We start from the raw sequence: 26,602 nt of genomic DNA, 5'->3' as shown, positions 1-26,602 counted from the left end.
GGTGAGCGCTGGTGGACGAGGTCGACCTCTCGACGCTGCCGGTCCCCTACGACTCCCTGATCGAGCTCGGCCTCACGCACGAGCAGATCGTCGACGCCGCCCAGCGCAAGCCCCTCGTCGTCGCCTGCCAGGCCCCGAACCATCCGGGCGCCTGGTTCGACGTCGGCCGCGCGCAGCGGGCGCTCCAGGCGATCGGGATGTTCCGACACACCAAGGGCCGCTGGGCGGGCGTCCGCATGCGTCTCGGCGAGGGCCTGGACCCCTGGCAGGTCGTCTGGGTGATGGCCCCGATCTTCGGCTGGGTCTTCCACGATGAGGAGATCGACCGCGTCGTCCGCGTCATCCGCTCAGCGTGGATCGAGGTCCCTCGCAAGAACGGGAAGAGCACCCTCTCCTCCGGCGTCTCCGGCGTCCTGCTCCTCGCGGACTCCGAACCGGGCGCCGAGGTGTACAACGCAGCCGGAAGCACGATGCAGGCCGGACGCGTGTTCGACGACGCGAAGCGGATGCTGTCGACCTCGCGGAGCGCTCGCCGGCGGATCGAGCCGTTGAAGGACGTGGTGCGGGTCCCGAAGACGGGGAGCATCCTGCGGGTGCTGTCGAGGGTCGCGGAGACCGCGCATGGCCTGAACGTCTCTGGGGCGATCATCGACGAGGTTCACACGTTGCGTCTGCGGCGCGGTCTGGTCGAGGCGATCGAGACCGGCGTCGGCGCCCGGGATCAGCCGCTGATCGTCTTCATCACGACGGCTGACGAGGCCGAAGAGGGCACGATCTACGACGAGAAGCATCAGCTGACCAGGAACCTGGCGCTGGGGATCCTCGAGGACGCCTCGCACTACGGGGTGATCTGGGCGGCTGAGCCGTCGGACGATCCGTTCTCCGAGGAGACGCAGCGGAAGGCGAACCCGGGCTTCGGGAAGTCGCCGACGAAGCGCTATCTCGCGGGTGAGGCGACGAAGGCGAAGTCCTCGCCGACGTACCTGCCGACCTATCTGCGGCTCTCGCTGAACCTCCGCACGCGCTCGCAGTCGCGCTGGCTGAACCTCGACAAGTTCGACGAGGTGCGGGCGCCGATCGACGTGGGTCCCCTGCGGGGTCGGCGCGCGTGGGGCGGCCTGGACCTGTCGGCGGTCTCGGACTTCACCGCATGGGCGGTGTGGGTGCAGTCGAAGCGCCCGGGCTTCGACCTGGATCTTGTGGTGCGCTACTTCGTCCCCGGTGATCGCGTCGAGGATCTCGAGCGGCAGCTGCTCGTGCCGCTGTCGCAGTGGGTCGCCGACGGGCACGTGACGGCGACCGACGGCGACGTCATCGACTACGCCGCGGTCAAGGCGCAGATCCTCGAGGACTGCCGGCACTTCGACATGCAGCGCATCTCGTACGACCGCATGTTCGCGGGGCAGATCGTGCAGGAGCTGGATGAAGAGCTCCGCGGTGTCGACGTGAACCCGGTGGGTCAGGGCTTCATCGGGCTGTCAGCGCCCGCGAAGGAGTTCGAGCGGCTGCTCGGCGCCGGCCTGATCCGTGTCCCGGACGATCCGGTGACGCGGTGGATGGCCTCGGTGGTCGAGGTGAAGCGCGACCAGACGGACAACCTGCGGCCGGTGAAGCCGGACCGGGAGAAGTCCCTGACCCGTATCGATGGCATCCAGGCGGCCGTGACCGGCCTGGATGGGTGGATCCGCACAGCGTCGAAGGCGCGTGACAGGAAGGTCATCGTCGGCTCCCGGCGGTGACCGCGGAAAGGGGGTGGGCTCGTGGCGACCGAGCTCGAGACGTTCATGAAGCTGGAGCGGATTCGGCTCGGCCGCCATGAGTCGCTGACTACCGCTGACCTGTACCTCAAGGGGCTGCAGCCGCTGCGGTTCATGGCGCCGGCGCTCGAGCAGGAGTTCGGCGGCAGGATCACGCAGCTGGTGATCAACTGGCCGAAGATCGTGACCGAGCAGTACGAGTCGGTTCTCGACGTGACGGGCTTCCGGGCCCCGTCGAAGGGCAACGGTGGCCCCAGCGAGATGATCGACGAGTTGATGTGGGACATCTGGAAGGAGAACGACCTCGACGAGCAGGCGTCCCTCCTGCACACCGAGTCCATCGGCCTGGGAGATGCCTACATGATCTCCGGTCCCGCCGACGGCGCCGATGAGCTCCCCGTAGTGACTGTCGAGTCGCCCTTCCAGGCATACGCCCGGAGGGATCCGCGGACTCGCCGGATCAGCGATGGCATCAAGCGGTGGGTCGAGGATGACGGCGACGAGAAGATCGAGTGGGGCACCCTCTACCTCCCGGACTCGAGGGTCACGTTCCGACGGGTCGGCCCGGACTGGATCGAGGACTCCCGCTGGGACCACGGTCTCGGCTCCCCGCTGATCGTGCCGTTCCCGAACCAGCCGCGGATGCTCGAGCCGTTCGGCCGCTCGGAGTTCGAGGACGTGGTCCCGATCGCCGACGCCATCAACAAGATGGCCACCGATCTGATGATCAGCGGCGAGTTCCATGCCATGCCCCGCCGGTACGCGTTCGGCCTCAGCGAGGAGGACTTCCAGGACGAGGACGGCAACCCGATCTCCGACTGGAAGAAGCTTGCCGGCGGCATCTGGGCGTCCGAGGTCAACGGCAACGACGTCCAGGTCGGCCAGTTCCCGGAGGCGGACCTCACGAACTTCCATTCCTCGATCAAGCTGCTCTTCCAGATCGCCAGCATCCTCGCCTCGCTGCCGTCCTACGTGACCGCGTTCGGCGGCGACAACCCGGCGTCCGCCGAGGCTCTCAAGGCCGCGGAGATCACGAAGAACAAGCGCGCGGAGCGGAAGGTGACGATCCTCGGCGGCGCGCACGCCGAGGTGCAGCGCAACAACCTCCGCATCCTCGGCCGCTACGAGCCGGACATGCGTCGCATCGAGACGCAGTTCCGTCCCGTGGCGACACCGACCGAGGGACAGATGGCGGATTACGCCGTCAAGCTCGTCTCCCAGGGCATCATCCCGCCGCAGCAGGCCCGGAAGGACCTCGGCTACTCCCAGGAGGAGCGGAAGCAGATGGAGCACTGGGACCTCACGAACATCAATGACCCGTTCGTCTCCCGGATCACTCGTGAGGACGCCGCCCAGGAGGTCTGATGGCCGCTGAGCAGAACCCTCCCGGCGCTGCCGCCGAGCACTACTCGTGGATGCAGGTCCTGCAGCTGCGTGCGGTGCGTCGCGGTCGCCGCGCCTGGGCCCAGATCGAGCCCCGTCACCTCTCCGCATCCTGGCGCGAGCAGCTCCCCCTGCTCACCGCCGGGATCACGGAGGTGCAGGGCGACGCGACGTCCGCCGCGGCCGCATACAACGCCGAGACCCTCGCCGACCGCGACGAGTACGAGTTCCCTCGGGCGTTCGCGGACCCCTCGGCATTCACCGGCGTCCTCGACGACGGCGGTGACCTCGCGAGCGCACTGTACATGCCGGTGATCGGCACGAAGCGGGCCCTGGCGGGCGGGATGACGATGCGGCAGGCCCTCGAGATCGGCAGGGCCCGTCTGGACCGGCTCGCCGCCGGCGCCGTACGGGACTCCGGCCGGGCTGTCGCGTCGGTCGACGTCGTCTCCCGCGACGCCATCGGCTACACGCGGATGCTGAACCCGCCGTCGTGCTCGCGTTGCGCCGTGCTCGCAGGGAAGTGGTACCGATGGAACAAGGGCTTCGACCGCCACCCGAACTGCGACTGCATCCACGTGGCCGCGAAGAACAGCCAGGCGATGCAGGACGAGGGTCTCCTCGCCGACCCCTACGCCTACTTCCACTCCCTCACCCCTGAGGAGCAGACCAAGATCTTCGGGAAGTCCGAGGCCCGCGCGATCCGCGACGGCGCCGACGTCTACCAGGTCGTCAACGCCCGCCGCGGCATGACCAGAGTCGGATCTCAGCGCGCCCGGACCACATGGGAGGGCACCTCGAGGCGCGGCAACTTCGGCCGCCGCGGCACCGGCCGAGCCCGCCGCACCGTCGACGAGATCTACCGCACCGCCGGCACCCGCACCCGCGCCCTCCGCATGCTCGAGGAGGATGGCTACATCCTCCCCGGCGGTCAGGAGCCCGGCGGCTCGATAGCCGGACCCTTCCGCCTCTCCAAGAACGCGTCCCGCGCCACCAAGGAATCCTGGCTCACCGGTCTCCGCGACCCCACCAACATGGGCACGATGACCGAGGCCGAGAAGCGCCGCTACCGCGCCGACCGGGACTGGCAGATGGTCAGGGCAGGTATGAATCCCTACCAGGCCGGCGCCGCACAGCGCTGGCGCTTCCTCACCGAGGGCCGCGGCACGCCCCGCGGAGGCTCCCTCCCCCGCCCGCCGACGGACGCCGACCGCGCCCGCGCCGAGGCCGCCTACCGCCGCTACGTCCTCGGACTCGACGGCGGCGACACCGCTCTCGGCACCAGGCACACCCTCCCCGCACCGGGGACCCGAATCTAGGCGCTGCCGTACCGGCGGCGCCGCGCTCGCCGTGGGCGGGCATCCCCTGCGGCTGTCGGCGTGATGCCGGTGGCCGTGTCCCTGGGCTGGTCCGCGTGATGCGGGTGGCCCGTTCACATCCCAGGTCGTTCCGTGTGATGCGGGCGGCCGCGACCTCGTGATGAGGAGCAGCACCACCATGACCACCACGCGCAAGCCCTTCCCTCACGGCATCGATCTGACGGCGCCGGGAGGGATCGACGCTCTGATCGACTTCCACCGGCAGACCTTCGGTGACGCTCAGATGAGCGTCGCCGACGGCGCCGGGGATCCCCCGGGCGGTGACGCCGGCTCCGGCGACGCCGATAGGGAGGGTCAGCCTGCCGGTGACGGTCAGTCTGCTGGCGACGACCCCGACAAGGGGCTGAAGTCGGCGCTGGCTGCGGAGCGCTCGGCGTCGAAGAAGGCCTCGGCCGATCTCGCCGTCGCGCAGGCCCGGATCAAGGAGCTCGAGGACGCCTCGAAGTCGGAGGAGCAGCGCCAGCAGGAGGCTGCTGAGCGACTCCAGTCGGAGCACTCGCAGCTGACCCGTGACCTCGCTGACCGGGACGCGCTCATTGAGCGCTATCGGGTCGCCGCGGCGAAGGGGCTGAACCTGCAGGCTGCTGAGCGTCTCAAGGGATCGACCCGCGAGGACATCGAGAAGGACGCCGACGACTGGATCAGCACGTGGGGAACGGGCGCCGGGACGGCGACTCCCCCACCGGACCCGGGCCAGGGTCCGCGCGGCAACGCCAAGGAGTCGTCGTACGAGCAGGGTGCCGAGCGGGCGAAGGCCCGGTACGGCGCTCCCCAGCAGCAGTAACCGGCCGCCCCGCCCGGGACGGCCGTCAACCCCCAGCCTCTGAAGGAGGACGACATGGACCTCACCGTCCGTGACGAGGTGTACGGCAGCGAGAACCGGGCGTGGCTCGGATCGCAGCACGGCACGGAGAGCAACCGCTCCATCACCCTCGACGTCGCCGCGTTCACCGCCGCGACCCACTACCCCGACGGCTACATCCCCTCCGGCACCGTGCTGGCGGAGATCACGGCCTCGGGCCTGTTCGGGCCCTACGACCCGGACGCCGAGGACGGTCGCGACACCGCGGCCGGCCATCTCTTCAACAGCATCAAGGTCGCCACCGGCGCCACCCGCCTGGGTGCCCCGCTGCTCGACCACGGAGCTGTCGTGGAGTCCAAGCTTCCGGCCGACTCCGGCCTGGATGCGCTCGCCAAGGCTGACCTCGCTGGTCAGATCCGCTACCGCTGAGGAGGCCCGAGATGATCCTGAACGATCTCGTCCCCGGTGGGGCCCTGACCGCGTTCACGCGTGAGGTCCCCACGCCCGCGAACTACATCCTCGCGGACTTCCTTCCCAACCGCACCGTGCAGGACATCGAGGCGACCATCGACTCGGTGACCCGCACGAACCGCGCCGCGAGCTTCCGCTCGTACGACGCGGAGACCCCGATCGGACAGCGGGACAGCTTCTCGCGCCGTCGGGTGATGCTGCCCCCGGTCGGTCAGAAGACCGTCATCGGTGAGCTCGAGCGTCTGCAGCTCGAGCGGATCCGCAACGGTGGCGGCACCCTCGCCTCGATCGCCGATCAGGTGTACGACGACGTGGAGATCAACACGCGCGCCGTCCTGGCCCGCGTCGAGGTCGCTCGCGGTGACGTTCTCGAGGATGGCACGTTCACCCTCGCCGACGAGAACGGGCTCACCCTGGAGGCGGACTTCGGTGTCCCCGGTGACAACCTGGTCGCACCGACGACGCTGTGGTCGGACCACGAGAACGCGACGCCGATCTCGGATCTGACCGAGTGGGTCGAGCAGTACACCGACGTGAACGGTGTCCCGCCCGGCTACATCATCATGTCCCGCACGGCGCGAGCGAACATGCTGCAGTGTGCGGAGGTGAAGTCGTCCGCGTTCCCCGGTGTCGTCACGCCTCCGAACCTGGCCCCCGGTCAGCTGGCCGGCGTGCTGGAGACCTTCGATCTGCCGCCGATCACGATCTACGACACCCGTGTCGAGGTCGGTGGCACGGACACCCGCGTGATCTCTCAGGACAAGGTCATCTTCGGCCCCGAGGACCGTGCGTCCCTCGGCGAGACCGTCTGGGGCATCACGGCGGAGGCGCTCGAGCTCGCTGGCCTGTCCAACCCGGAGCTGACCTACGAGCAGCTGCCGGGTCTCGTCGGCGTCGTGATGAGGACCTTCGATCCCGTCCACACGTGGACGAAGGTCGGCGGCGTCGTCATGCCCGTGATCTACGACCCGCGCAAGCTGCTGGTCGCGGACGTGCTCTGAGGAGGCAGGCGATGACGAAGCTGCTCAAGCGCACCGTGTACGTCGACGGCGTCGCCTTCAGGCCCGGCGTCGAGGTCCCCGCGGACATCGCCGCCCGGATCACGAACCCCAAGGTCTGGGTCGACGCGGTCGCTGCCGCGCCGGCCCCGGCCGGGGCTCCGGCGACGGAGCCTCGCCCGCGGGCCGCTGACGAGCCGCTGGACGAGTCCTGGACCGTGAAGGAGCTGAAGCTCTTCGCGAAGGCCCAGGATGTCGTCCTCGGCGACGCCCGCACGAAGCCGGCGATCCTCGCGGTCCTCGCCGAGGCGGGCTTTGCGCCCGCCACCGTCGGCTCGCCGGAGGGTGAGCCGACCGATGAGGATGCCGACGCCCCGGAGGACGAGAACACCGAAGGTGCGGACGACGCGGAGGTGGACGCCGATGGCGACGCCGATGCGCCGGCCGACGACGCCTGACCGGAGGGGGTGGGGTCATGGCAGAGAACAGGGCGACGCTCGACGACGTCAAGATGTTCTTCCCTGACCTCGCCCCTGCCCAGGAGGCCCAGGCGGAGAGACTGCTCCAGGTCGCCTGGGTGCGGCTCCTCGCGATTCCTGGTCTGCGGATCGCCCGTCGGATCGACGATGGGTCCCTCCCGCAGGAGGTCGTCTCCTCGGTGCAGGGCGAGATGGTCGCGAACGTCCTCAAGAACCCGGAGGGCGCCCGCACCCGGAACCTGTCGATGGCGATCGACGACTACTCCGAGTCGGAGCAGCTGACGATCGACTCTGCGCGCGCCGAGGGAGTCCTGCTCCCCACCGACGCGATGCTGAGTCTGCTGCGCCGATCTGGTCGTGGCGCCTGGACGGTGATCCCGTCATGAGGTCCCTGGCGCAGATCGAGGCGATGACCGCTCGCGGTCGCGCTGCGGCGGCCGTCCTCATGGAGGACACGGTCCGGGTGTGGCGGCCCACCGGGCAGCAGACGACGAACGGACGCGGGAAGACCGTCGACGAGCTCCGGATCGTCTATGGCGACCCCGACGGTGCGCCGGCCAAGGCCCAGAACGACGCGTCGTACCCGTCGTCCCCGGATCTCGGAGGGGTCGCCCGGGTGACCGCCCGTGTCGCGCAGGTCCACTTCCCCTACGGGACGGCGGACGTGCAGACCGGCGACCTCGTCGAGTTCGTCGACTCGCGGAACCCTCGCCTGGTCGGTGTGTGGATGCGTCTGCGCTCCGACGAGGACAAGACGTGGACCACCGCTGTCCGCATGAACGTGCAGGAGGTGCTCCGTGGCGGAGATCCACGTTGACGTGTCGGAGCTGCGCACCCTCGCCACCGACCTCGCCCGGATCCCGGACAAGGTACAGAAGGGCGTCCGCCCCGTCGTGGAGAAGGGCGCCCTGAACATCAAGCAAGAGCTCCAGATGGACCTCGCGTCCTCGCCGTCGTTCCGGGGGATCACCTTCTCCGTCAACTACGACACGCGAGTGCTCGCGGACGGTGTCGAGGCCCAGATCGGGCCTGACAAGTCGAAGTACGGCGGTGCTCTCGCGAACATCGCGATCTTCGGCACCAGCCGCGGCGGCGGGACCGTCCCGGACCCGTCGGTCGCGATGCTGAACGAGGCTGACCGCTTCGAGCAGGCCCTCGCCGCACTGCTGGATGGTCTCCTGTGATCGCCGAGCACTTCGACGCCGTCCGGGCCCTTCTCGCGCCGGCGTTCCCCGACATGGAGATCCATGACACGGACGCGTCGAGGGTCGCATCCGACCCCGACAAGTACCCGTTCCTGGTGCTGTCCGGGGGGACCGTCACGGGATTCTCGGAGTCCCTCGGCGACTGCGAGGACGGCGTGCAGGCCCTGATCCGGGTCACGCACACCGCCCTCGCCCCCAAGGCGGTGCGGGAGCTCGTGGAGCTGTCCCGTGCCGTGCTCGAGCGGCAGCAGCTGATCGTCCCCGGACGGGACGGCTGGGAGATGCGGCTCGAGGCATCCCAGGACGTCGAGGCGGATCGCGAGGTCCGCCTCAACGGCCAGGCCACCGCTGCTCCGGCCGCCTTCTTCGCGGTCGACATCTACCGGATCGGGTCGACGCCGTACGCGACCTGACCCTGCTCCACCATCACCCTCCATCCGCCCTCGGCGCAGCGCGCCGGGGGCTTCGTCATGAAAGGCGGTGCCCGCATGCCCACGAAGCTCATCGAGGCGTACGACACCAAGACCGGCGCGAAGCTCCCGCAGCGCGTCCCCGAGACCTGGCTGGACATCTTCCCCCACCTGTCTCTGACCCCGAAGTCCAAGGCCCGCGGCACCACCGGGGCCTCCACCAGCACGAAGAAGGAGGCCTGACATGGCCGTCGTCCGCTCCCTCGCCAACGGGCACATCAAGCTGCAGCTGCTCGCCGCGGCACCCGCCGATCCCGACGCACCCACTCTCGCCGAGGTCACCGCCGGCATCGACCTGTCCTGCCGGATCGCGAAGACCCCGTACACCCTCGGCCCGACCACCTCCGACACCGTCAGCGACCCCGAGCTGTGCCGCGACGTCAACGCCACCGTCTACGGGGCGTCGAACTTCGAGGGCCAGATCGCACCCTTCCGATACTTCGACGACGAGACCGGCCAGGTCGATGTCACCGGCGACGAGGTCTACCAGGCCCTCAAGACCAAGGGCGTCGAGATCTGGCTCGTCGAGCGGGACTCCTACAAGATGTCCACCGACGACTGGGAAGCCGGAGACGAGGTCTCCGTCTACCGGGCGCTCCTCGACAACCCGAAGAAGCCCTCCGACCGCGACGGCTTCATCAAGCGGGTCATCGACCTCGCCATCCAGGAAGGCCACCTGGACGTCACCCTCGCCGCCTGACGCATCACCCAGGCGCTCAGCTGCTGGGCGGGGTCGAGCGTTACTCCTGCGCTCCCCCGCCCAGCTCCCTCCCCGCGAGGGAAACCCCAGGAGTCCAGGAGTACAGGAGCACAGGAGCACAGGAGAACCCCATGACCACTGAACCCACCCCCGACAGCGAACTCACCCTCGACGACGACCAGCGCACCGACTTCGGCACCACCACCGAGGACTTCGACATCGACGCCTGGATCGACGACTGGATCGACGCTGGCACCCGGCCCCGCCGCGAGATCACCATCTACCGCGACTGGGGCCTCCTCGAGGAGTACGAGCGCCTCGCCGCCCAACTCCCCACCGATGACGCCTCCCCCGCTCTCGACGAGGCCATGGGCGACGTCTCCATCCAGGAGCAGCTCGACGCGATCGCCGACCGCATGGAGGACTCCCGCCTCCTCATCACCATCGAGCGCCTCAACCGCGAGGAGCAGAAGGCGCTCGCCGAGAAGGCGCCGACGAAGCTGGTGCTGGATCGCGAGGGGAAGCCGGTGCGGGGCCGAGATGGGAAGCCGGTGACGAAGGTCGATGAGGTCGCGCTCGGCGACATGGTCATCTCGGCGGCGATCGTGGGCGTGTACGAGCCGGCGACGGGCCGGAAGAGCTCGAAGATGTCCGCGAAGCAGCTTCGTCGGATGCGGCAGAAGATCGGTGACGGTCCGATGCGTGCTCTGGACAAGGGTGTGGTGGAGCTCAACGACGTCGGCCCGGTGCTGCCGTCGGTCCCTTCCTCGCGCGAGCGCTGAGGCGGTTCCCGCACATCCGTGAGGCCCTGTCGACGGCCCGGTCGTGGGGGACGACGCTGTCGCATCTCATGACCGGGGTCGAGGGGTGGACGGACTGGGATCGTCTGCTGGTGCTCGCGCTGAGCCAGCATGACATGGAGGTGTGCCCGTCAGGTGCGGGCCCTCTGCACTACGTCGACGAGTGCGATGGGGACACGTCGGAGATCGAGCCGGTGCCTGTCGAGAGGACCTGCATCTACCTCGTGGCCGCTGAGGAGTGGCAGGCGGAGAGGGCGAAGGACAAGCAGCCCGAGAAGGGCGTCCTCGTCGGCTTCAAGGACAAGACCCGCGTCGGCAGATAGAGGGGTCAGGCGTTCTTGCTCTGCCAGAGCTCAGCAAGGCTCCCCGTGGAGACCTCGTAGCCGTTGTCCTCACACACGCTGATGAGAGCGGCCTCGTCGATGAGGTACTGGCCTGTCCCTGTCACCTCTTCGGCGACCGCTTGGATCTCGGGCGTGGAGGCATTGGCTGCGTGCTCTCCGACGATCAACGTCGTCCCGAGGGCGACCAGCGGGTCATCGAGCTCTGCATTTCCCTCCGGCAGCTCCTCCTCAAGGAACTTCGTGCACGCGCTGTGCGCTTCGGGGTCGGAATCCTCGAAGCCCTTCATGTCGGCGCACGCCGAGAGCAGCACGAGCAGGGCGATGGCAGCGGGGACGGATCTGATCTTCATGCGTGCTCCCTGGAGCGCGTGGAGTGATGACGTGGATGCCGGGTGTAGCTGAAGCTCGGCTAGCGGCGGTCCCGCTCGATCCGCTTTGCCTTCCGCACGATCAGCGATGCGCTGATCACCACCCAGACGATGTTGCCGAGGCCTGCGAAGAGCAGGGCCACGCCGAGCACTCGCAGGACGATCACGTCCCCGGTGAGCGCGAGCAGCCCGAGAAGCATCATCACCGCGCCGATGGCGATGCGGGTCCAGAAATCTCTGACGGTCAGCATCCGTCGCTCCTTCGATCGACCCAGGGGGTGGCGTATTGGCTGACCGTAGCATCGTGGTGCGACTTCGGGCCGAGGTCTCCGGATTCAAGAAGGAGATGGCGGAGGCCACGAAGGCAGTCGAGGAGACTGCGAAGGGCACTGAGGACGCTGCCAAGCAGGCTGACACTGCGCTTGGCCAGATGGTGCAGTCTGCGCAGACGAACCGTGAGGCGTGGAGCACGGCCGGAAGCACGCTGACGGGCTTCGGCGCCGCGACCGTGGGTGCGCTCGCGCTCGCGACGAAGGCCGCGATGGACTGGGAGTCCTCGTGGGCGGGCGTCACGAAGACCGTCGACGGCACTGCCGTGCAGATGGATGCGCTCGAGTCCGGCCTGCGGTCGATGGCCCGCGAGCTCCCTGCCTCGCATGAGGAGATCGCCGCGGTCGCGGAAGCTGCGGGTCAGCTCGGCATCGCCACCCCGAATGTCCTGTCCTTCACGCGGACGATGATCGATCTTGGCGAGTCGACGAACCTGTCTGCGGAGGAGGCCGCGACCGCCCTCGCGCGGTTCATGAACATCACCCAGACCAGCCAGGGCGACATCGGCCGCCTCGGCGCCGCCGTCGTCGGGCTCGGCAACAACTTCGCGACCACCGAGTCCGAGATCGTCGACATGGCGATGCGGCTCGCGGGCGCCGGCGAGCAGGCCGGGCTCACCGAGGGCGAGATCCTCGGCATGGCCACCGCGATGTCGTCCGTCGGCATCGAGGCGGAGGCCGGCGGCACTGCCATGTCGCAGACCATGAAGCGCATCGGGAAGGCCGTCGACGATGGCGGCGACAGCCTCGAGCTGTTCGCGCAGGTCTCCGGCATGTCGGCGGAGCAGTTCACGGCGGCGTGGCAGTCCGATCCTGCTGCTGCTCTGGACGCCTTTGTCACCGGTCTGTCCAGCGTCGAGTCGCAGGGCATGACCACGAATGGAGTCCTGTCCGAGCTCGGCATCACGGGGATCCGGGAGTCGGACGCACTGCTGCGCCTGTCCTCGGCCAGCGGCGTCCTCGCTGATGCCATGGCCACCGGCAACGGAGAGTTCGAGCGGGGCACTGCCCTGATCGAGGAGGCCAGCAAGAGGTACGAGACCGCCGAGTCCCGCATCGCGATGGCGAAGAACTCGCTGATCGACTTCGGCATCAGCATCGGCGGCGTCGTCCTGCCGGCAGTCGCGGACCTCGCCGACGGCGTCTCCGGCGTCGCCGGATGGTTTGCGGACCTCCCGGACCCGGTGCAGCGATCCATCGCGGGCATCGGCGGCGTCACCGGTGCGGCATCACTCGCCGCCGGCACATTCCTGCTGCTGTTCCCGCGCGTGATGGACACCGTCACCGCGTTCAAGCAGATGCGAGATAGCTCGCCACGGCTCGCGAGCAGCCTCGGGACCGTCGCGAAGCGGGCTGGTGCGCTCGGTGCCGCCTTCGTCGGCCTGAACATCGTCTCGTCGGTCACGGACGCCTTCAAGGAAGGCGTCCCGGCCGCAGACCAGATCGCCGCGTCTCTCGCGAATGTGCAGACCACCGGCACCGTCACCGCAGCCAGCATGGACGAGCTCGTCGCGTCGTCCTCCAACGCGGGCTTCTCCATCAAGGGCGTCGGCGACGCCCTCGACCTCGTCAACGGCTGGGGCGTCTCCAAGGGCATCGAGCAGGTGACCGCCGGATTCGCTGGATTCGACACCACAGCTGGGCTCGCCGCCGAGCGCCTCGGAGAGCTCGACAAGGCCCTGTCCTCGCTCAACGACGCCGGGCTCGACGACACCTTCCACGAGTCCTTCAACGCGGCCGTCGAGTCCGCCGAGGCCTACGGCTATACGGCCGAGGACCTGATCGAGCAGCTCCCCACGCTGCAGACGGCCCTCACTCAGACCGCTACCGCCATGGGTCTCGAGGCGGACTCCACGACCCTCGCGAAGCTCGCGACGGGCGAGCTCACACCTGTGGTCGACGAGGCTAGCGGCGCGATCTCCGAGTACACCGGCGAGGTCGAGGAGTCGACCTCCGCGACGGACGAGGCGGTCGCCGCGATCGACGAGCACATCAGTGCTCTCACCGAGGTCGGCAACGCCTTCCTCGCCGCCCGCGACGCGACCCGCAACTACGAGGACGCCCTCGACGACGCCTACGCCCTCCTCGACGAGTACGACGGCACCACCCACTGGGATGACGGCACCGAGGCAGCACGCCGCTACGAGGAAGCCCTCGACGACGTCGCCGGCGCCTACCTCCGCGAGCTCGAGTCCGCGACCGCCAACGGCGATGTCACCTCCGGCATCATGCAGCAGCGCTACGACGAGATCGTCGCACTGGGTGAGGCCTATGACGTCCCGCAGGCGGAGCTTGACGCCTACCTCGAGTCGATCGGTCTCACCCCCGAGACCATCCAGACCCAGGTCGAGCTCGAGACCGACCGGGCGACCACCGCAGCAGCAGAGCTCATCGCCCTCATCACCGGCGACACAGCCGAGGTCGACGTCGACGCGGACACGGGCCCCGCCGAGGACAAGTTCGACGGGCTCGTCTCCACGGTCAACACCTCGGACCCGCAGCTCATCATCGACGCATGGGTCGACACCGGCGGCGCCGAGGAAGACGTTCAGGCCTTCCTCATCCAGGTCGACGGCCAGGGCGGCACCGTCACCATCAACGGAGAGACGCTCACCGCCGAAGAAGCCCTCGCCACCGTCCTCACCACGATCGACACCAGCGACGGCACCGTCACCATCAACGGCCAGTCCTACCCGGCCGAGGAAGCGCTCGCCGCCGCGATCCTGCAGGTGAACCTCTCCGAGGGCACGCTCACGATCGACGGCGACAACTCCGGCGCGAACTCGGCAACCGACTCCGCGAAGGCCCACGCAGATGGGACGACGGGCACGATCAACGTCGACGCCGACACCGGCGGCGCCGAGTCCGACATCAACTCCACCGCCCGGGACCGGTCCTCGACCATCACCGCATCCGCAGTCACGGGCGCCGCGGAGTCGGCGCTGAACTTCGCAGCCCGCTCTCGCAGCGCCGTGATCACGCAGCGAGTGAAGCAGGTCTTCTCCGGATTCTCCGGCTCCGCACCGATCTCGAAGGCCGCCGGCGGCGCTGTCCACGGGCTCGGCACCGGCACCTCCGACAGCATCGCCGCTTACCTCTCCAACGGCGAGCACGTGATCACCGCGGCCGAGGTCGCGCTCGCCGGTGGGCATGACGCGATCTATCGGATGCGGTCATCGATCCGGACGGGTGCGCTGCGCTTCGCGGATGGTGGCGGCATCGAGGGCGGCGGGTATGCCGCTGTCCCGTCTATGGCTCCGGCGAGCAGTGTCGCAGGGGTGCAGACGGTCGCGGCTTCGGTCGACACGGCTGCGGTCGCGTCGGCGGTCGCGTCGGCAATGTCGGGATGGCAGCCGATGGTGCAGGTCGGATCGAGCACGCTGTATGGCGAGATGGTCCGCGCTGGCAAGGCGCAACGCGCACCGTTCGTGACGAGGAGGTCCTGATGGCCGAGTATCTCGGGCAGCTGGGGCGTCTCGTGGAACTCCGGTGCTCCTCGCAGGAGAGAATCGATGTCGCGGAACGGTACGTCTCTGAGATCACGGTCGAGGGGCGTCGACGGGTGCAGGTCATCCCGGAGCGGCCGCGTGCATGGGATGTGAGCTGGGCTGTTGGTCGGTCGACCCAGCTCACTCCCCTGCTGGACTTCTTCTCGGGCGCTTGGGGGGGCGGTCCGTGGCACTGGGTGCCGGTACTCGCTCATCGCGCGAATCTGCTGACTCCACGCGAGGCCGTGCTGCTGGATCGGGTATCGAGCACCGCTCTGACCGATGCGGGTCCTGTGCGCGGTGCTGATGGCGTGTGGGCTCCACGGTCGGTGTCGGTGTCGCTCTCGTCTGGGTGGGTCGCGCTGGTCCGCGGGATCCCTGTGCTCGCCGGCGCCCCGTTCACGTGGTCGGCCGATGTGCAGGGCGGCTCGTCGTCCCCGGCGGTGCAGGTCGCTTTCTACGACGCGGCCGGGACTCAGCTGTCGACGACGGCTGCGACGGGGACGGGGACGGGCATGCAGCGCGTGTCTGTGACCGTCACGGCGCCTGCGGGGGCGGTCTCCGCATGGGGCGGCGTCCGGTCCTCGACGGTTGTCGCTGCACGCCCTCAGGCGACGTGGACCGATGGTCCTGTCCCGGTCGCGCCGGGGCACGGATGCCGGTCCGCGGTCATCGATGGGCTGTCGGAGAACGTCCTGATGGCCAACCGTCGCGGCTCATATGCGTCCCTGAGCTTCACGGTCTTGGAAGTCGCCTGAGGAGGTGTCCTGATGCTGTCTGGTGAGCTGGCGGAGGGCGTCCTGGGATGGCTGGTCGAGGTGACCGTGAACGGGGTCGTACGGGAGGCGCGAACCATCTCGTGGGACGGAAGCATCGATGGGGATCTGCCTGATCAGGTGATCGCAGGCGGTGGCATCTCCGGTGTGTCCGGCAAGATCGAATGGGCGACCTCGGACCCGGTGTCTCAGCGCCCAGCCTCTCCGTGGGCGAAGGTTGCTGCGTGGCCTCCGTCCTCGGGCGACGAGGTGCGGATCCGCGTCTCGGACGGGGTGACGTGGTGGACGCGCTTTGTGGGGCTGGTGGACGACACGACGGGCGACCCGACCAGCGGGTTCGCGTCGACGATCATCGATCGGCGCGATCAGATCACGGGCTCGTTCACGCATCAGGCGCTGCTGCGGCACATGACACCGTCGACGGATGGGGGTGCCTACCGGTCGATCGGGCTGTCGCACTGGCCGATCCTGGTCGCGGCGCTGAGGTCCGTCGGACTGTGCAATGTCCCGCCGGCGGAGGCACCCTCGGCGGTGTCGGTGCCGCTGCAGGGCACGGTCTGGCCGGAGGGTGGCACGCTGACGGCCGCGCAGGGCCCCACGCTCGGGACGCACGCGAGCTTCTACAGCACACCGTGGGGATACGCGGCGGGCGGCTTCACAGCGCTCTACACGCCGCGGCTCACCGAAGCACCGAGCACCACCACGCAGATCACGATCGTGGTCGGAGACAGCCATCAGGAGTCAGCGATGGTCACCGTCTACTACGGGACGGAGCGGATCCGGCTGACGATCACTAGCCAGCGCTCGCTTGTGATCTACCACAACGACGGATCGTCCGGCTGGTACACCGTAGGGTCCCTCGCCCGATCCACCCTGCTCTCATCGACCGTCATCACCCTGCTCGTCAAGAACGGGACATGGACGGTCCGTGGAGACGGTGGCGCGGAGCTCACCGCAGCTCGAGCCGTCGGCACCGTCACGAACCTTCCGATGTCCGGTGTGGAGGTCGACGCAGGCGCCGGGGCCCGCATCGCCGGTGTGCAGATCTCGCATCCCACCTCGTCTGCGCGGGAGTTCGCGTCCATCGGGTTCACGCCCTCGATGCGGTTCACACCGTCGGGGCTCGCATCCACGATGGACATGTCCCCGGCGATCAGAGGCCGACAGGTCGGTGACCTCGTCGATGAGATCCTCAAGGCGACGCTGACCGCGGCATGGTGGGACACCGAAGGGGTGCTGCGTCTCGTCCCCTCGGACCAGCTGCGCGGCGGCACGGTAGTTCAGACCATCACGACTGCCGACGACATCACAGCCCTGTCGTGGGAGGACTCGCTCCTCGCTGTCCGCTCCAGCGTCGAGGTGACGTGGAAGGACCCTCTCATCTCCAAGGGCAAGGAGTCGCGGCTCGAGCTGTGGCGAGCGGCCAAGGATGTCCTGACGGCTGCTGATGATCCTCTGATCGCGTGGGCGTCCCCTGACTCCGGCGTGGAGTGGTTCGGCGTGGACCGGACGCTGCGCCGGCTGAACGCCTCGAACTGGGGCGCGTACAACCTGCGGGCAGGCTCGTACTGCGGCGTGTGGCTGTCCAACAGCTCCGGCGATCCGGCGACGGGTGACGCGGACGTGGACATCACGGCCGAGACCCTGTACTCGGACTCGCTGAAGATCACCACGAACGTCGTGTCCTTGGAGTCCGGTCTGGAGGTCAACACGTCGACCCATCCGGAGGCGACGGCGCTCAAGGAATATCTCCGGAACGAGGCCCTGCCGGTCGTGCGTGGTCGAGGGCGAGGTGAGTGGGTCGACTCGACCTATACGACGTCCGCTGGACCGCAGGCAGCGCCGGTGCTCTCCCATGACCTCGGCTACTGGGGTGGGGAGTACTTCGCCGGGGGGTCTGTCGCCCAGCGGATCGGTGACTACCTGGCGACCCAGGTCGCTGCTCCGCAGCCGACGATCACGAACCTTGGGCTGATCTTCGATCCTCGTCGCGAGCTCGGCGACGTCATCACGATCCGGTCCGAGTGGATCGGTGTCGAGCTCCGAGCGCTGATCGTGGGGCTTTCCGAGTCCATCGGCGGCGGAGCGACCCAGTCGGCCTCGGTGCGGGTGATCAGTGCAACGTCGACTCGGGATGTGACCTACAGCGATCTTGCTGCCGCCTGGGCTCCGTCGAACTACACGGGTCTCGCCGCCGTATGGGATGCCCTCACCTACAGCGACTTCGTCGCCAACCCATTGGAAGGAGCTCCTTCATGAGCGAGTCGACCGTCAACTTCGCGCTCCCCTATCCCGACGGTGCCGACCCGGTCGCGACCCACACGGACCTTGAAGCGCTCGCGGTGAAGACGGACTCCGTACTGAAGACGACCGACGTGCGGATCGATCAGGCATTCACTGACATTGAGGGGGTGCGCTTCGACAAGACCGCGACTGCGACGGGATCGTCCGCGAACCTCGACACGATCTCGAACGGGGTCTACTCGATCTGGTCGGGGTCTACGGCCGAAGCTCTGGGTCTGCCGAACAGCACGCTGGGCACGCTGATCTCGACCCGGTACGGCACTGGTGCGGGCATGCAGATGTGGATCCCGCGCCTGCTGTCGGGGAGCCAGGTGTGGGTGCGGAGCGAGCTCTCGCAGGGTTGGTCACAGTGGTCCCAGATCGGGTCCGGTTCGGGGGATAATGCCCCTATGCTCCGTACCGCCCCGAATGTCGGGTTCAAGACTGCGCCCATCGCGCTCACGCTCGGCTATGGCGGCGCGCAGACGACCGGGTCCGGGACGACGTCCGTGATTCAGTACATGCCGCAGCAGGCCGTGCGTGCGCGGCTGCATCTTCGGAACCGGAATCCCCGCTATGCGATGGCGGACAGCCCAGCTGTGACGATCACGAACGTGCGACTGCGCGTCCACACGGGCGGCGGCGAAGGCAACAACTCGATCACCCTGCCGAACGGCTCCACAGGCACGGAGTACCCGTGGGGCATGGAGTATCAGTCCGGATGGTTCGACGTGCCGGAGGCGCAGAAGGGCGCGGAGATCGTCGCGCAGTACAGCTGGTCCTCGGCCGGCACGATCCAGCGGAACATCGGCACCGGCTGGGAGAACGGCACCCGCAACGACACCCCTGTCTTGTTCGCGTGGCTCGAGGTTGAGGTCCCGGCCTCAACTCCTGTCGTCGCAGCATTCGGTGACTCCCTGTCCTCCGGCGTGTCCTCGTCCAGGCCGGTCGTGGACTCCTGGATCGACCAGTGGGCACGAGCGCACGACGCCATCCCGGCGCACTGGTCCCACTCCGGAGACAAGGCCAGCGGGTGGAGCAGCGCGACCGTCAGCAAGTGGGGCTTGTACGGCTGGGACATCGCGGCACCGGACGCGGTGATCTACCTGATGGGGTCGAACGATCTGTCGGAGTCGACGATCACGCTGACCGAGATGCAGGCCCGGATCGCCGACAACGCCTCGCTGATCAGGTCCTTTCTGACACCCAACGTCTTCGCAGGCACGCTGCTCCCGCGAACGAACCAGCCAGTGGGATCGACGTTCGAGACCGTGCGCCGCCAGGTCAACACATGGCTCGAACGGTCGGGCGCCTTCCGTGAGGTGTACCCGTTCGCGGCGGCGATCTCCGACGACGACGAGACCATCCGCTCCGAGTTCGATGCCGACGGCATCCATCTGAACACCGCGGGATACGCGGCGCTCGCGTCCGCGATCGATCCGTCTCCTGTGGGTTCTGGTGGCTCTACGACCGTCACCTATCTCGGTGATGGCCTGTACGAGGTCGCCTAACCCCCTCTCCGTCTCCTAGAGCCCCCCAGACCCTTTCCGGTCGGGGGGCTTTGTCATGCCCAGAAAGGGGCTCTCATGGCGCAGATTCACGCGCTCACACTCGAGGGACGGCTTCCGACCGTGGCCGCTACGCACGCCCTCGAGATCACCGACTCGAAGTACGGGACGCTGCTGTGGCCCGCAGCTATCGGGTCCTCCCAGCACCTCGACACCCTCACCACACCAGGGAAGTACCGGACCATCTCCTCCACGGTCGCGGGGAACACGGCGCTGGGCTACCCCGAGGGGGCGGTGCACGGCATCCTCACGGTGGAGCGGATCACGACGAGCGACCCGCCGTATCTGGTGCAGACCTGGCTGGACACATGGAACATGTGGATCGCTCGCCGCCGCCTATACAACGGCGCTTGGAGCGAGTGGTCGCGTGACGACAGCGGCGGCTCGTCCGCCGATCCGCGCGTCGACACACTCACCGGGTTCCTTGAGCCCCCGTCCCTCGGCTCTTCAGAGGACCTGGACACGGTCACGGAGCCGGGACGCAAGAAGGCAAGCTCATCGTCTGTCACCGGGAACCCCGATCTGCACTACCCGACCGGTGCCCAGCATGGCTTCCTGGACGTGGTGCGGATGGCGACCTCGTACACGTCACAGATCTGGACCGAGGTGTACGGGGACTGGAAGGCGATGCGCCGCTTCTACGGCGGCGAGTGGTCGGAGTGGGTGCGCCTCGGCAGCTCCACACCATCCCCCTCGCCCGTGTCGGATGGGTCTGTGCAGGCGGTCCGCACTCAGCGCGTGACGTCTGACTACCGGCCCGACGCGTTCGCTGCGGCGGAGGGGACGGTCTCCTGGTGGTCCGGGCCCGATGGTGTGGAGCGGATCCCGTGGACCTACAAGGGCGAGGGCTACGTCGGTCGGATCGGCACGGCAGCGGGCTACTCGACCATGCAGGTGAAGAAGGTCGAGTCGTCGGGCGAGGTGGAGGTGTCGTGCCTCAACACCGCCACGGGGCGACACGTCACCCACCGGGTGCAGGGGCCAACGTCCAGCACGGATGACCAGCGCCGCTTCGAGGAAGCGTGGGTCGGTGCCTATACAGGCACGACCGTCTCGAAGGACCTGCTGATCCTGCCCCGCTCCAACATCGAATGGGCCTTCCAGATCGACGTGGGCGGGAACCGGCAGTTCGCTCCGTACCATGGGTCCACGTCGGCCCGCGCGACCCAGTACGAGGCGCCGGTCTTCACCGACGCCCTCGGCAACCCGCTGGACATCGACAGCATGACCGTCGATGACGTCCTGACCGGCGTGCAGGGTTTCAAGGTCCGCCAGCGGCTCTACCTCACCCACCCTGACTCGGGTGAGACACGCTGGGCGGCAGTGGATGAGGTACGGACCGTCGCCCCGGACGGGATGATCCAGTCCGAAGCGGTCATCACCTTCCTCGATGACACGACCATCGGCAGCAACTACGGCACGATGACGCCGGTCGCCGCGGGCACCTTCGATCAGCTGCACATCCTCGACGGCTCCACCTACACGGTTGCGACCACGCCGCCCGCGACGACGCAGTACGTCCCGATCACCGAGCGGCATGCAGGAGTGTCAGCGCTCTTCACCTCGACCAGCACACCGACTGCCTTCGTGGCCATGGCGCTCCTGGACCCTGATGCGACGCTTGCACGGGGAGACGCCCAGGAGGACACGACAGAGACGGCGCTCCGTCTCGAGTTGCGCTCGAACGGCCTGGTGAAGCTGTACCCGCAGGCTCGCGTCATCGGATCTGTGGTGCCCGCTGGGACGGTATGGCGCGTCGGTGCGCAGTGGCGGTACGGGCAGGCCACGAATCCCGGGCAGTACGCCTAGCTGCGATCGTCGTCGAGGTCGCAGTGCGGCTCCCCGTCGCCGGCCGGGTAGACGGGTGTCCCGCACGCACACCGGTACATGCCGATGTCGTAGAGCTCGTCGTCAGTCATCGCCTCGAAGTCGCTGGTCATGCCACATATATACCGACCATTCCCGACATTCCGACCCCGGTTGACCTCTCGTGCTTGTACCGAGACCGGAAGGCGACCGAATCGTGACCTGACCAGGTGCCCTATGTACGGCGCCACCTGAACCCACCCCCCGTAGAGCTGGCCCCCGCACCGTCCAGGTCGGGGGCCTTTCGCATGCCCAGAAAGGCGGCACCCCTATGACGACCGGCATCCAGACCCATGAGGACGTGGAGGAGATCCCGACGGGCGTCGAGATCCCCGACTCGTCCGGCTCTATGACCGACGACGTCGAGACTCCGGAGGAGGCCGACTATACGGACGTCGACCTCTCCGGCATCGATCTGGGAGAGGAGGCCTGACCATGGCGAACGTTCTCACTCCTCAGCGGAAGGTCCTCGCGGTCGCCGCCTCTCAGATCGGCTACTCCCGCTGGACGGACCCGAAGCAGGGCACGAAGTACGCCCGCGAGACCCAGCCGATGTTCTGGCCGAAGGACCTGTGGCTCCTCGCCAACGGCATCAGCTTCTGCGACATCGGCATCACCTGGACGTTCTGGAAGGCACTCGGGAAGAGCTTCGTGCTGGACGGGCTGCCCGGCGGTGCCTCCTACAACACCGACTACCGCGCCAGCAAGGGCAGCCGGATCTCGAAGTCGAAGGCCGAGCCGGGTGACATTCTGGTGTTCGACTGGAACTGGTCGACCCCGTCGACCAACCACGTCGGGCTGCTCGAGAAGCGCACGAAGTCCGGCGCCCCGCAGACGATCGAGTTCAACACGAGCCCGGGCACGTCGGGGTCGCAGGGCAACGGTGGCGGCGTCTACCGTCGCACACGGCGCTGGGACCAGGTCCGCTACGTCCTCCGCCCGGACTGGTCGAAGGCCGGAAGCACCTCGTCCTCGACGGTGACGGTGGATCCGTGGGAGGCGTCGGCGACGATCCAGGGCCTGTCCACGGCCGCAGTGAAGACCATCCAGGCGCAGCTGAAGACCCTCAGCTACGACCTCGGCTCCTACGGTGTCGACGGCTCCTACGGCAAGGCCACCTACACCGCCGTCAAGGCGTTCCAGAAGGCGCAGGGGCTGACGGTGGACGGTGTCGCGGGCACGAAGACCCAGGCGGCTCTCACGGCCGCCGCGAAGCCGTCCAGCAGCACGAGCACCGTGCGCGAGTCCGCGCCGACCTTCCCGCTCCCGAAGGGCTACTACTACGGTCCACGCAGCGGCCCGAAGCAGTCCGTGTCCGGGCACGTGAAGAACACGGCGACCACGGACGTCGTCCTCTACAAGGGTGCCTACCACTCGAAGGGGCTGCGCCAGTGGCAGCTGGAGATGCTCGAGCGTGGCTGGAAGGGCATCGGCACCGCCGACGGCCTCTACGGCGCCAAGACCGCGAAGGTCGCCAAGCAGTTCCAGAAGTCCAAGGGCCTGACGGTCGACGGGAAGATCGGCCCGAAGACGTGGAAGGCCGCGTGGGAAGAGCCGGTGGAGTGATGCCGACGCGCCGCCATAGGTGGCTGGCCCGCGCGGAGGACGCCGCCCGAGCCCTCGCCTACCTCTACATCCTGCTCTCCGGCATCGGCAGCCTCGTCTTCCCGCTGCGCTCGTACTCGCAGCTGTCGTCGGTGCTCCTGACCGGCTGGGGCGTCTTCCAGCTCGCCGCGGTCGTCGCCCTCGTCGGCGTGCTCGCCCGCAAACCGATCTGGGAGTGGCGGGCACTGGTGTTCCTCGCCGTCGGTGTCGCCCTGTACGCGGTCATCTCCTGGACGTCGTTCCTGACCGAGGCCCCGTCCCACATGGGTCGCGCCGGCGACATCACCGCGATCGTGTTCCTACTGATCGCGAGGTTCTTCGCGATCTGGCGGAAGGTCCTTGACGCGCAGGAGATCGAGAACGCGCTGCGCGTGCACAGGGAGGACGGCCCCTCGTGACCCTCACCGATGCTCTCGTCGCTCTCGCCACCGCCCTGTTCGTCTTCCTCGGCACCGCGATCACCGTGCAGGTGCGCAGCAGCAAGGGGGGCGAGTCCCCGCCGCCGGTCACGGACCGGCAGGTCCACGACGCCGAGGCCCCGGATCTGCGGGCGCTGCGGATGATGCTCGATCTCCGTGACGAGGTCGAAGACCTCAAGGCGTGGCGGGCCCGGAACGAGCCGAGGCTCGAGGCGCTGGGCGGGATGCTCTCCCGGATCGCTGACAAGCTCCGTGCCCGCATCCGATGGCGGGCCGCGGGTGGTGCTCCTCCCCCGCCTCACACCGACGAGGAGATGCTCGCCGAGATCGAGGCACTCATCCCTGACGAAAGGACTGGACCATGACCGAAGCCATCGAGACTCTCGGTGACCTGACCCCGCTGGGCGCGATCGTGATCATCGCTGGCATCGCCGCGACGATCCTCACCCAGCTGCTGAAGCAGAAGACGATGGACGCCCGGACCGCGCAGGCTGTCGCGCTGCTCGTGTCCGTGGTGCTCGGTGCGGCGGCGGTGATCGTCTCCGGCGTCACCGGTGTGATGCCCGCCAGTCTGGTCGAGTTCGTGTCCACGGCGGTGATCATCATCGCCGCGGTCGCGTCCTGCTCCCGCGCCGCCTACTCCCTGCTCGGTCGGGTCATCCCCGACGGCCGCGAGGACGACACCGATGAATGACCACATCTGCGACGCCTGCGGTGCCGTCTGGTCCTCGCAGGACGCCGCGGCCCGGTGTGCCTGGTCGGATGATGAGGCGGACCGTGAGGCCCGCCGACGGAGGAGGGAGCGGGAATGCTGATCACTATGGTGGGCCGTGCGGTCCGCTCGCATGGTACCGACGAGATGCCCCTGCCTGAGAGCGGTGTGGTGGAGCTGGTCCCGGAGACGCACGGTGTGCATGACGGTGCGCTCCGTGGCCGCGACCCTGTCACTGCCCGCATCGTCGACGGGGTCATGGAGCCGGTGGAGCTGGTGCCTGCTGTATGGCGGGTGCGGGTGCGTCCGGATCATGGTCCGGCGTGGTCGTCGTGGCTGATCGAGGTCACGGAGGACCTGCCTGAGCCTGTCGATCTTGCCAGCCTCGCGCCGGTGATCGAGGTCGATGGGGAGAAGTGGGCCAAGGGCGACCCTGGCCCCGCTGGCCCTGCTGGCGCATCCGTGGTGGGTGCCCGCGACAATGGCGACCAGACCGTCACATTCCTCCTGTCGGATGGCACGGAGACGGACCCGGTAGCGATCCCGGCCGGTCCTGCGGGCCGTGGCATTGCCTCCGTCTCGGACCCCGACGAGGGCTCACTCGTCACCATCACGTTCACGGACGGGACTGAGACGACGGTGCAGGCCGTGCAGGGCGCTCCTGGCGATGACGGGCACTCTCCCGTGATCACGTGGGACGGCACGACCATCGTCGCTGACGGTGTCCCCGGCCCAGACCTGAAGGGTGCTCCCGGCGACCAGGGGGACCCCGGCCCCGCCAATCAGCTGTCCATCGGCACTGTTGTCTCCGGTGAGACCGCGTCCGCGACCATCACCGGCACCGCACCCGCACAGGTCCTCTCCCTCGTCCTGCCCCGTGGCGAGCAGGGCGATCCTGGCACCGCAGTACTGCCCACGACCGGCTGGCGAGACGCGACCTCTCTCTGGTCCGTGATCAGTGGCGGTCGGGTGCTCATCCGTAGGGACGGGGACCTCGTGGACCTCTTCTTCGAGGCGGTCACCTACTCGGCGTCGTCCGTGGTGTACGCGGTGCTCCCCGGATTCGCGCCTTCACCGGGCGGCGACCAGGGACCCATCCACTCCCTCGCCGATACCCCTGTGCCGCGTCGCGTCACCAGCAGCCCGGGCGGCGGCATCGCGGTCGTCCGACCGGCGACGGGTGCCGCCTACTGGGGACACGTCCGCTGGTACACCAATGACCCCTGGCCGACCATCCTCCCTGGGAGCGAAGCATGACAGACCTGACCGAATGGACCGACGAGGCCCTCACCGAATGGCGGCGCGCGATCTCCGACGAGCAAGCCCGCCGCGAGACCATCGCCCGCATCCCCGACGAGATCGCCACCCTGAGAGAGCGATACCTCGCCGGTGGAGGAGACCCCGCAGACCTACAGTGACACACAGCGCCCCCATCGTGGACCTCCGGGTCTGCGGTGGGGGCGCTCTCGTGCGTCTGGGGACTAGGTGTAGTCCTTGCGGTCGCGGCTCCGGACAAATGCGCCTCCGTCGAGGATGTTCCTTCCGATACCCAGCTTCGGTGCGAGCCGCTTGCCACCCTTCCACGCAGCAGTCTCGACAGCGATGGAGCCTCGCTCATGCGCATCCTCAAGTGCCGGCTCAAGGTCCGTGTCGTGCGAAGCGAGGATCACTAGGTCGAAGTCACCAACCTCGGCGGCCTTCACGACGCGCAGCGCGACGAGCACGTCGACACCCTTCTCCTGCTTCCTGTGGTCGTTGAGCTGGTAATCCCAGTAGTAGCGGAGCGGGCGGTAGTTGACCCGAACCCGACGATCCCGGGTCCACTCGGACTTGTGCGCCAGAGACCGGGCGTAGGGCTTGGGATCATGCTTGTTGCTCGGCTGACCCTGGTACACCTCGACTGCGGCGAGCTCTGCGAACTCGGCGGCCGTCGACGGCCCTCCCGGACCTAGCAGTCGGTGGTTCCTGACGCCGACGACCTGATTCGCGTAGTGGAGTGGATGGATGAGCGACTCATGCTTGGCGCAACCCCTCGGCGCGAACAGATCGTGCCCGGTCAGGTGAACATTCTGGTAGTCCATGACCACCAAGGCCCTCAGCGTCATCGCCACTCCTCGGGTAAGAAAAGCCCCACCAGTTCCGGGGAACGGTGGGGAGCTATGGCAGAGAGCATAGCCGAGATCCTGCACCTGTCCAACGCGGGGTCGATCACCTCACTAGATGCCTGGCTCCCCCCGCGCCTCTCCCGCCCGTCCCCCGTACAAGTTCGACACCTCGACGTGACCGTCCTCCCCCCGCTCGCCGGCGGCCCGGTCGAGTGCCCGAGCAAGGAGCGGCATCCTCTGACGGATCTCGTGCTGCGAGGCCCGGTGCACGTCCGGGCGGACACCAGGACGGGTC

At 68.2% G+C, this 26,602-nt stretch carries 30 protein-coding genes; 26 read left to right on the top strand and 4 right to left on the bottom strand.

The window, feature by feature from the left end; genetic code table 11:
- Positions 1 to 11 precede the first annotated feature (11 nt).
- The 15 genes from ACZ5AJ_RS03905 (at position 12) to ACZ5AJ_RS03835 (ending at position 10,767) form a co-directional block, all read left to right on the top strand.
- Positions 12 to 1,739 (top strand): terminase large subunit, encoded by a 1,728-nt coding sequence (locus ACZ5AJ_RS03905; protein WP_464137271.1) that lies wholly within the window; start codon positions 12 to 14, stop codon positions 1,737 to 1,739.
- A 21-nt stretch (positions 1,740 to 1,760) separates the two neighbouring features.
- Positions 1,761 to 3,122 carry a phage portal protein gene (locus ACZ5AJ_RS03900; protein ID WP_464137269.1) on the top strand — a complete coding sequence of 454 codons (1,362 nt, stop codon included), beginning with the start codon at positions 1,761 to 1,763 and terminating at the stop codon, positions 3,120 to 3,122.
- Positions 3,122 to 4,459 carry a hypothetical protein gene (locus tag ACZ5AJ_RS03895; protein ID WP_464137267.1) on the top strand — a complete coding sequence of 446 codons (1,338 nt, stop codon included), beginning with the start codon at positions 3,122 to 3,124 and terminating at the stop codon, positions 4,457 to 4,459. Before ACZ5AJ_RS03900 ends, ACZ5AJ_RS03895 begins: the two co-directional genes overlap by 1 nt.
- Before the next feature lie 178 nt (positions 4,460 to 4,637).
- Entirely contained in the window at positions 4,638 to 5,303 is a 666-nt protein-coding gene (locus tag ACZ5AJ_RS03890; RefSeq protein ID WP_464137264.1) for a hypothetical protein, read from the top strand.
- 54 nt (positions 5,304 to 5,357) lie between these two features.
- Positions 5,358 to 5,750 carry a head decoration protein gene (locus ACZ5AJ_RS03885; protein WP_464137262.1) on the top strand — a complete coding sequence of 131 codons (393 nt, stop codon included), beginning with the start codon at positions 5,358 to 5,360 and terminating at the stop codon, positions 5,748 to 5,750.
- Between the two features lie 11 nt (positions 5,751 to 5,761).
- On the top strand, positions 5,762 to 6,793 hold the full coding sequence (locus ACZ5AJ_RS03880; protein ID WP_464137260.1) for a major capsid protein: 1,032 nt from the start codon (positions 5,762 to 5,764) through the stop codon (positions 6,791 to 6,793).
- 11 nt (positions 6,794 to 6,804) lie between these two features.
- The gene (locus ACZ5AJ_RS03875) at positions 6,805 to 7,248 is read left to right on the top strand and encodes a hypothetical protein (RefSeq protein WP_464137259.1); all 444 of its coding nucleotides are present in this window, start codon (positions 6,805 to 6,807) and stop codon (positions 7,246 to 7,248) included.
- A 17-nt stretch (positions 7,249 to 7,265) separates the two neighbouring features.
- The gene (locus ACZ5AJ_RS03870) at positions 7,266 to 7,655 is read left to right on the top strand and encodes a hypothetical protein (protein WP_464137257.1); all 390 of its coding nucleotides are present in this window, start codon (positions 7,266 to 7,268) and stop codon (positions 7,653 to 7,655) included.
- Complete coding sequence (locus tag ACZ5AJ_RS03865) at positions 7,652 to 8,086, top strand: DUF6093 family protein (RefSeq protein WP_464137255.1); 435 nt, start codon at positions 7,652 to 7,654, stop codon at positions 8,084 to 8,086. Before ACZ5AJ_RS03870 ends, ACZ5AJ_RS03865 begins: the two co-directional genes overlap by 4 nt.
- Entirely contained in the window at positions 8,067 to 8,453 is a 387-nt protein-coding gene (locus tag ACZ5AJ_RS03860; protein ID WP_464137253.1) for a hypothetical protein, read from the top strand. The genes ACZ5AJ_RS03865 and ACZ5AJ_RS03860 overlap by 20 nt, the downstream gene beginning before the upstream one ends.
- The gene (locus tag ACZ5AJ_RS03855; RefSeq protein WP_464137250.1) at positions 8,450 to 8,887 is read left to right on the top strand and encodes a hypothetical protein; all 438 of its coding nucleotides are present in this window, start codon (positions 8,450 to 8,452) and stop codon (positions 8,885 to 8,887) included. Before ACZ5AJ_RS03860 ends, ACZ5AJ_RS03855 begins: the two co-directional genes overlap by 4 nt.
- 75 nt (positions 8,888 to 8,962) lie before the next feature.
- Positions 8,963 to 9,127 carry a hypothetical protein gene (locus tag ACZ5AJ_RS03850; RefSeq protein ID WP_464137248.1) on the top strand — a complete coding sequence of 55 codons (165 nt, stop codon included), beginning with the start codon at positions 8,963 to 8,965 and terminating at the stop codon, positions 9,125 to 9,127.
- A 1-nt stretch (position 9,128) separates the two neighbouring features.
- Entirely contained in the window at positions 9,129 to 9,644 is a 516-nt protein-coding gene (locus ACZ5AJ_RS03845) for a phage tail tube protein (RefSeq protein WP_464137246.1), read from the top strand.
- A gap of 131 nt (positions 9,645 to 9,775) precedes the next feature.
- A complete protein-coding gene (locus ACZ5AJ_RS03840; RefSeq protein WP_464137243.1) occupies positions 9,776 to 10,426 on the top strand; it encodes a hypothetical protein in 651 nt (216 codons plus the stop codon).
- Positions 10,427 to 10,494: 68 nt separating this feature from the next.
- Positions 10,495 to 10,767 carry a hypothetical protein gene (locus ACZ5AJ_RS03835; protein ID WP_464137241.1) on the top strand — a complete coding sequence of 91 codons (273 nt, stop codon included), beginning with the start codon at positions 10,495 to 10,497 and terminating at the stop codon, positions 10,765 to 10,767.
- Between the two features lie 5 nt (positions 10,768 to 10,772).
- On the opposite strand, the gene ACZ5AJ_RS03830 is transcribed toward ACZ5AJ_RS03835, so the two are convergent.
- A complete protein-coding gene (locus ACZ5AJ_RS03830) occupies positions 10,773 to 11,138 on the bottom strand; it encodes a hypothetical protein (RefSeq protein WP_464137240.1) in 366 nt (121 codons plus the stop codon).
- 59 nt (positions 11,139 to 11,197) lie between these two features.
- Positions 11,198 to 11,407: a hypothetical protein gene (locus tag ACZ5AJ_RS03825; RefSeq protein ID WP_464137238.1), complete on the bottom strand. Its 210-nt coding sequence runs from the start codon at positions 11,405 to 11,407 to the stop codon at positions 11,198 to 11,200.
- Between the two features lie 53 nt (positions 11,408 to 11,460).
- Between ACZ5AJ_RS03825 and ACZ5AJ_RS03820 the strand changes: the two genes are divergently transcribed.
- The 4 genes from ACZ5AJ_RS03820 (at position 11,461) to ACZ5AJ_RS03805 (ending at position 21,409) form a co-directional block, all read left to right on the top strand.
- Positions 11,461 to 14,931, top strand: coding sequence for a phage tail tape measure protein (locus ACZ5AJ_RS03820; protein ID WP_464137236.1), 3,471 nt, complete (start codon positions 11,461 to 11,463; stop codon positions 14,929 to 14,931).
- Between the two features lie 812 nt (positions 14,932 to 15,743).
- Positions 15,744 to 18,008 (top strand): hypothetical protein, encoded by a 2,265-nt coding sequence (locus tag ACZ5AJ_RS03815; RefSeq protein ID WP_464137234.1) that lies wholly within the window; start codon positions 15,744 to 15,746, stop codon positions 18,006 to 18,008.
- Entirely contained in the window at positions 18,005 to 19,543 is a 1,539-nt protein-coding gene (locus ACZ5AJ_RS03810; protein ID WP_464137232.1) for a GDSL-type esterase/lipase family protein, read from the top strand. The genes ACZ5AJ_RS03815 and ACZ5AJ_RS03810 overlap by 4 nt, the downstream gene beginning before the upstream one ends.
- 75 nt (positions 19,544 to 19,618) lie before the next feature.
- On the top strand, positions 19,619 to 21,409 hold the full coding sequence (locus tag ACZ5AJ_RS03805; protein WP_464137230.1) for a pyocin knob domain-containing protein: 1,791 nt from the start codon (positions 19,619 to 19,621) through the stop codon (positions 21,407 to 21,409).
- Here ACZ5AJ_RS03805 and ACZ5AJ_RS03800 read toward each other — a convergent pair.
- Entirely contained in the window at positions 21,406 to 21,540 is a 135-nt protein-coding gene (locus ACZ5AJ_RS03800) for a hypothetical protein (RefSeq protein ID WP_464137226.1), read from the bottom strand. The genes ACZ5AJ_RS03805 and ACZ5AJ_RS03800 overlap by 4 nt on opposite strands.
- A gap of 197 nt (positions 21,541 to 21,737) precedes the next feature.
- Between ACZ5AJ_RS03800 and ACZ5AJ_RS03795 the strand changes: the two genes are divergently transcribed.
- From ACZ5AJ_RS03795 to ACZ5AJ_RS03765, 7 genes are all read left to right on the top strand, one after another.
- The gene (locus ACZ5AJ_RS03795) at positions 21,738 to 21,899 is read left to right on the top strand and encodes a hypothetical protein (protein WP_464137224.1); all 162 of its coding nucleotides are present in this window, start codon (positions 21,738 to 21,740) and stop codon (positions 21,897 to 21,899) included.
- Positions 21,900 to 21,901: 2 nt separating this feature from the next.
- Positions 21,902 to 23,032, top strand: coding sequence for a peptidoglycan-binding domain-containing protein (locus tag ACZ5AJ_RS03790; RefSeq protein WP_464137222.1), 1,131 nt, complete (start codon positions 21,902 to 21,904; stop codon positions 23,030 to 23,032).
- Positions 23,032 to 23,469: a hypothetical protein gene (locus ACZ5AJ_RS03785; RefSeq protein WP_464137220.1), complete on the top strand. Its 438-nt coding sequence runs from the start codon at positions 23,032 to 23,034 to the stop codon at positions 23,467 to 23,469. The genes ACZ5AJ_RS03790 and ACZ5AJ_RS03785 overlap by 1 nt, the downstream gene beginning before the upstream one ends.
- Positions 23,466 to 23,855 (top strand): hypothetical protein, encoded by a 390-nt coding sequence (locus ACZ5AJ_RS03780; RefSeq protein ID WP_464137219.1) that lies wholly within the window; start codon positions 23,466 to 23,468, stop codon positions 23,853 to 23,855. The genes ACZ5AJ_RS03785 and ACZ5AJ_RS03780 overlap by 4 nt, the downstream gene beginning before the upstream one ends.
- Complete coding sequence (locus ACZ5AJ_RS03775; protein WP_464137217.1) at positions 23,852 to 24,184, top strand: hypothetical protein; 333 nt, start codon at positions 23,852 to 23,854, stop codon at positions 24,182 to 24,184. Before ACZ5AJ_RS03780 ends, ACZ5AJ_RS03775 begins: the two co-directional genes overlap by 4 nt.
- Positions 24,185 to 24,298: 114 nt before the next feature.
- On the top strand, positions 24,299 to 25,459 hold the full coding sequence (locus ACZ5AJ_RS03770) for a hypothetical protein (RefSeq protein ID WP_464137213.1): 1,161 nt from the start codon (positions 24,299 to 24,301) through the stop codon (positions 25,457 to 25,459).
- Positions 25,456 to 25,620 carry a hypothetical protein gene (locus ACZ5AJ_RS03765; protein ID WP_464137210.1) on the top strand — a complete coding sequence of 55 codons (165 nt, stop codon included), beginning with the start codon at positions 25,456 to 25,458 and terminating at the stop codon, positions 25,618 to 25,620. The genes ACZ5AJ_RS03770 and ACZ5AJ_RS03765 overlap by 4 nt, the downstream gene beginning before the upstream one ends.
- 63 nt (positions 25,621 to 25,683) lie before the next feature.
- Here ACZ5AJ_RS03765 and ACZ5AJ_RS03760 read toward each other — a convergent pair whose 3' ends face one another.
- On the bottom strand, positions 25,684 to 26,307 hold the full coding sequence (locus tag ACZ5AJ_RS03760; protein WP_464137208.1) for a PIN domain-containing protein: 624 nt from the start codon (positions 26,305 to 26,307) through the stop codon (positions 25,684 to 25,686).
- Positions 26,308 to 26,602: the final 295 nt, after the last annotated feature.

It is taken from the genome of Brachybacterium zhongshanense, from assembly GCF_055385755.1.
This window is presented reverse-complemented; position numbering and strand designations above follow the sequence as displayed.